The sequence below is a fragment of the Pseudoalteromonas sp. UBA6610 genome, from assembly GCF_002433295.1.
GTDB classification, from domain to species: domain Bacteria; phylum Pseudomonadota; class Gammaproteobacteria; order Enterobacterales; family Alteromonadaceae; genus Pseudoalteromonas; species Pseudoalteromonas atlantica.
On the sequence record NZ_DJHW01000100.1, the window covers coordinates 1 to 4,599 of the forward strand.

A 4,599-nucleotide genomic window follows, 5' to 3' on the forward strand; every position below is an offset into this window, starting at 1 on the left:
TAGCCATCGTAGCGACCTTGATTACATACTTAGCGAAATTGCCGGCGAAATTAACTCAGGCCATATTTACGTGCAATCGGGCGATATGCCAAAAGCCGAGCGTAAAAACCACGGTTTATTAGGCGCTAAGCTTGCAAGCGATCCATCGGGTTACGTAAAAATAGAGCAAATCTTTAAAGGTGAAAACTGGCATGACGATTTCCGCTCACCGCTGGGCACCACAGGCGTAAAAGCGCATAATGGCGATTACATAATTGCGGTAAACGGCCGCTCGGTTAAAGACGTGGCTAACTTTTACGAACTCCTTGAAAACACCCAAGGCGAGCAAGTAGAGCTAGTGCTAAACAGCAAACCGCGTAGCAAAGGCGCGTGGCAAGTAACAGTAAAACCGGTAGCCAGTGAGCAAGGCCTACGTTATTTAGACTGGGTTAACTCGCGTGCAGCCTACGTTAATAAGCTATCAAACGGGCGTATTGGCTACGTGCACCTGCCAAATACAGCGTATGAAGGTAACCGCGCCATGTTTAAAAATTACATGCCGCAAACAACCAAAGACGCCATGATTATTGATGACCGTTACAATGGCGGTGGCTATATTCCTGAGCACATGATCACCTGGCTTGCACGTAAACCACTTAACTATTGGAAACGCCGAGGCACCGAGCCGACTAAAACTCCACAGTTTGCGCACGACGGTCCTAAAGCAATGCTAATAAACGGCTATTCAAGCTCAGGCGGCGACGCAATTCCTTACTACTTCCGCCAAGCGGGTTTAGGTAAGCTAATTGGTACGCGTACGTGGGGTGGCTTAATTGGTATTTCTGGCAACCCTGCTCTTGTAGATGGCGGGCAAGTAATTGCGGCTACATTCCGTATTTTAGATACCCAAGGTAACTGGATTATAGAAAACGAAGGCGTTGCTCCTGATATTAAAGTGGTTGATCGCCCAGAGCTTATTTATAAAGGCCAAGATCCATCGATAGAGCGTGCTGTACAAGAGTTATTAAAGGAGCTTAAAGAAAACCCTAAGCAACCCTTAGTGGTGCCACCAGCTCCGTCTAAGTTTTAATTTGCTGCAGAGCTAAACAAGCTAATACCAATAAAAAAACCCTGCAAATTTGCAGGGTTTTTTAATAATTCGAGTTTAATGACTTATATGTATTAAGGCTTATCTTTTTCTCCAACCACTCCATACATCATCTATATCGTCGGCTTTATTTTTTTTCTTTTTCTTGCCTGTGCCGGCGGGCTTTGCCATTGGCTTATCGCTTTTAAGTGCTTGTGCTGCATCAAGATTTGCTTGGTTTACCGCAAAACCGGTTACTTCTTCACGCTCTAAACGCAGTTTGTTTTTCTTTTCGATTATTTTAAAGTGATGAAAGTCTTCGTAATCAATTAACGATAACGCTAGGCCAACTTCACCGGCACGGCCGCTTCGGCCAATACGGTGCATATAATCAGCGGGGCTACGCGGTAAGTTAAAGTTAATAACGACAGGCAGTTTGGCAATATCTAAACCACGGGCTGCTATATCGGTGGCAATAAGTACTTCTATTTCACCGGCTTTAAACTTTTCAATTACGCGAGTACGCTCACTTTGGCCTTTGTCACCATGAAATACCTGTGCGTTAATACCACGCTTTTCAAGCTTAGCTGCTAAGTGCTCACAGTCTTTTTTAGCGTTTACAAAAATAAGTGCTTGGCGCCATTTATGCGCTTTAATTAAATGCGCTAAAGCCGTGGTTTTTTCGCCTTTATTAACTGTAAATACGCGCTGTACTAAGGTGCTTTCGTCTTTGCTTTGAACTTGTATTTCAACAGGGTTGGTTAACAGCTCTTGCGTTAATTGTGTTACTTGCTCTGGGAAGGTCGCTGAAAACAACATGGTTTGTTTTTTAGCAGGCATAAGCGCTAATAACTCAGCAAGCTCTTCGGTAAAGCCAAGGCTTAACATGCGGTCGGCTTCATCAAGCACAAGTGTAGTTACTTTATCGAGCTTAATAGCATTGCTTGAGATTAAATCGAGCAAACGCCCTGGTGTTGCAACAATAATATCGGCGCCGCCGCGTAGAGCCTGCATTTGTGTATTAACCGACACACCACCAAATACCGCCACTGTTTTAATGGCGCCATTAAAGTTAGCAGAATACGATTTAACGCTATCGGCCACCTGCGTAGCAAGCTCGCGCGTAGGTACCAAAATAAGCCCAGTGACAAAATTACCTTTGCTCGCTGCTTTTTTAGATCCATGCTCTAAAAATAGGGTTTGCAGCATTGGCAAAGCAAACGTTGCTGTTTTACCTGAGCCAGTATTTGCCCCTGCAATTAAATCGCTACCAGCCAGTACACTTGGAATCGCCTTAGCTTGAATTGGCGTAGGTTGGCTATATTCCAAATCGGTTAAACGAGCTTGTAGCTCTGGAATAAGGCCAAGATCGTTAAAGGCACTAGGGCTTGTTGCTGAGGTCATAAAATTGTGGGCTTATTGCTAAAAAAGTAGCCTGTAATTTTAGCGTATTTAGCGCTTATTAAGTAGGGATTAGTGATTTAAATGTGGTTTAAGTAATGGCTGCGAGCGTCGAGTTACAAGCTTCGAGGAATTTTGACTGTCACCGTGAGCACTCCAAACTTAAAGAGGCTTTCATAAAAAGCCAACAACTAAGTTAGCAATATTATTAGTTCTTGCTAAGTTCTGCTTGTAACCTAGCTTTTGTTTCTCTTAAATAATTTATATAAGGATATGAGTCATTTGTAATGGCTAAAGCAGACTCCATCTGTTCAAGCGCTTGGCGAGTATCGCCTTGCATTTCATAACCGTAGGACAAGGCTGAAAGCGCATCGGCTGATTTTGGGTGGTTTTTTATATTGTACTTAAACACTTCAATAGCACGGGTAAATTGCTTGCTGCCCGTTAAGTTATAACCGAGTGATCTAACAGCGCGATCCGGTGGCGCAATCTGCTCGCCCCATTGCTGAGATAACTTTTTATAATAAACATCAATAGACTCTATATCATCGCTTAAAGCACTCATAGGCATTTGCTTAGGTAAAAATAAGTTGTGATAGGCATTAAATGAACCAGCAACCGAAGTCAGGTTATGCGATACATTATTAAACGCGTCACTAAAGAAGCGTAAATTTGGCAAGCTATTAGATTGCAAAGCTTGCTGCAGCTCATTGTATCGCTCACGCATTAAGCCAGCTTCTTCACCAATATTTATATAAACATAGTTATTCAGATCTTTTGATTTATTGATAAACGACTTAGCCGTTTTTACCGGTGCGCCATAGTTCCACCAAACCGCAGGGCTATACGCAATATGCGCTTGGAAAAGCTCAGGGTTAGCTTGCATTGTATAAAGTGCAAACACGCCTGCCGCAGAAGCCCCAGCAATTACATTAAAGTTGTGCGAACGGTAACTTTTATTAATCAAGGGCATAAGCTCTTGCTCAATAAATGCTAAAAACTTTGCTGCACCACCGCCTTCACCTACCGGGCCTTGTGGCTCTTTATTTACTGTGGGGTAAAAATCTCTGAGTCGATTGGTGTTTTCAATAGCGACAATAATAACCTCAGGCGCACGATTATCATTTTGTAAACGCTCCATCACTGCACTTATAAGTGGTATATTACCCGCGCCATCAAGGCGATAAATGACCGGATAAACTTTGTTTGGATTAGCTTGATAACTCTTTGGAAGCTGGACTACAACTGTGCGTTCTTCGTTTAAAACGGCTGAATTAATAGTATGTGTTTGTTGCGTATAACTAATGGTTTGCTGTTTTAAATCAGGCTCTGCAAGTGTGCTACTAGAATAAAATATAAATAAACTACATATAAAAACAGCGGTTAATAAACGCATTACTAATCCTTTAGAAAATAGTGTGTTATTTAATCTAACAGGCTTTGAGATACAAAAAAAGGCGCATTAAGCGCCTTTTTATCTTTAACAGGTAATTACCAACCTTTTGATTTTACTCAACAGTAACCGATTTAGCTAAGTTACGTGGTTGGTCAACGTCAGTACCTTTAATTACCGCTACATAGTACGACAGTAACTGTAATGGCAGTGTGTAAACAATTGGCGCAATAATATCGTCAGTGTGGTTTACGTTGATTACACGCATTGTGTCGTCTGACTCAAAGTGTGAATCTTTATCTGCGAATACGTAAATAATGCCGCCACGTGCGCGAACTTCTTCTACGTTTGATTTAAGCTTTTCTAATAGCTCATTGTTTGGTGCTACAACAATAATTGGCATGTCGGCATCTATAAGCGCAAGTGGCCCATGTTTTAGTTCGCCCGCTGCGTAGGCTTCTGCATGAATGTACGAGATCTCTTTAAGTTTAAGCGCACCTTCCATTGCAATTGGGTATTGTGAGCCACGACCTAAAAACAGTGAGTGATGCTTATCGGCAAATTCTTCTGCAAGGTCTGCAATGCCATCAGCGAGTAGCAATGTTTCTTCAAGCTTAGTAGGAAGTACTTTTATAGCATCTACAATGGTACTTTGATCAATGCCTTTTTCTTGCGCTATAGACGCAGTAAGCATTAACAAACCAACTAATTGCGTTGTAAATGCTTTAGTAGAAGCTAC

General features: G+C 42.1%; 4 protein-coding genes. 1 reads left to right on the plus strand and 3 read right to left on the minus strand.

The genetic code is table 11. The features are described 5' to 3' along the window. On the plus strand, nt 1-1,069 hold a 1,069-nt coding region (locus B4F91_RS13375), incomplete at its 5' end, for a S41 family peptidase (RefSeq protein ID WP_288635845.1). Between the two features lie 99 nt (nt 1,070-1,168). Here the strand turns inward: B4F91_RS13375 and B4F91_RS13380 are convergent. The 3 genes from B4F91_RS13380 to B4F91_RS13390 all read right to left on the minus strand — a co-directional run. Then, nucleotides 1,169-2,470 (minus strand): DEAD/DEAH box helicase, encoded by a 1,302-nt coding sequence (locus B4F91_RS13380; RefSeq protein ID WP_288635847.1) that lies wholly within the window; start codon nt 2,468-2,470, stop codon nt 1,169-1,171. 205 nt (nt 2,471-2,675) lie between these two features. Next, nucleotides 2,676-3,863 (minus strand): alpha/beta hydrolase-fold protein, encoded by a 1,188-nt coding sequence (locus B4F91_RS13385; RefSeq protein WP_286938533.1) that lies wholly within the window; start codon nt 3,861-3,863, stop codon nt 2,676-2,678. Between the two features lie 112 nt (nt 3,864-3,975). Continuing rightward, nucleotides 3,976-4,599: SIS domain-containing protein (locus tag B4F91_RS13390; RefSeq protein WP_288635849.1), on the minus strand; the 624-nt coding region annotated here is incomplete at its 5' end.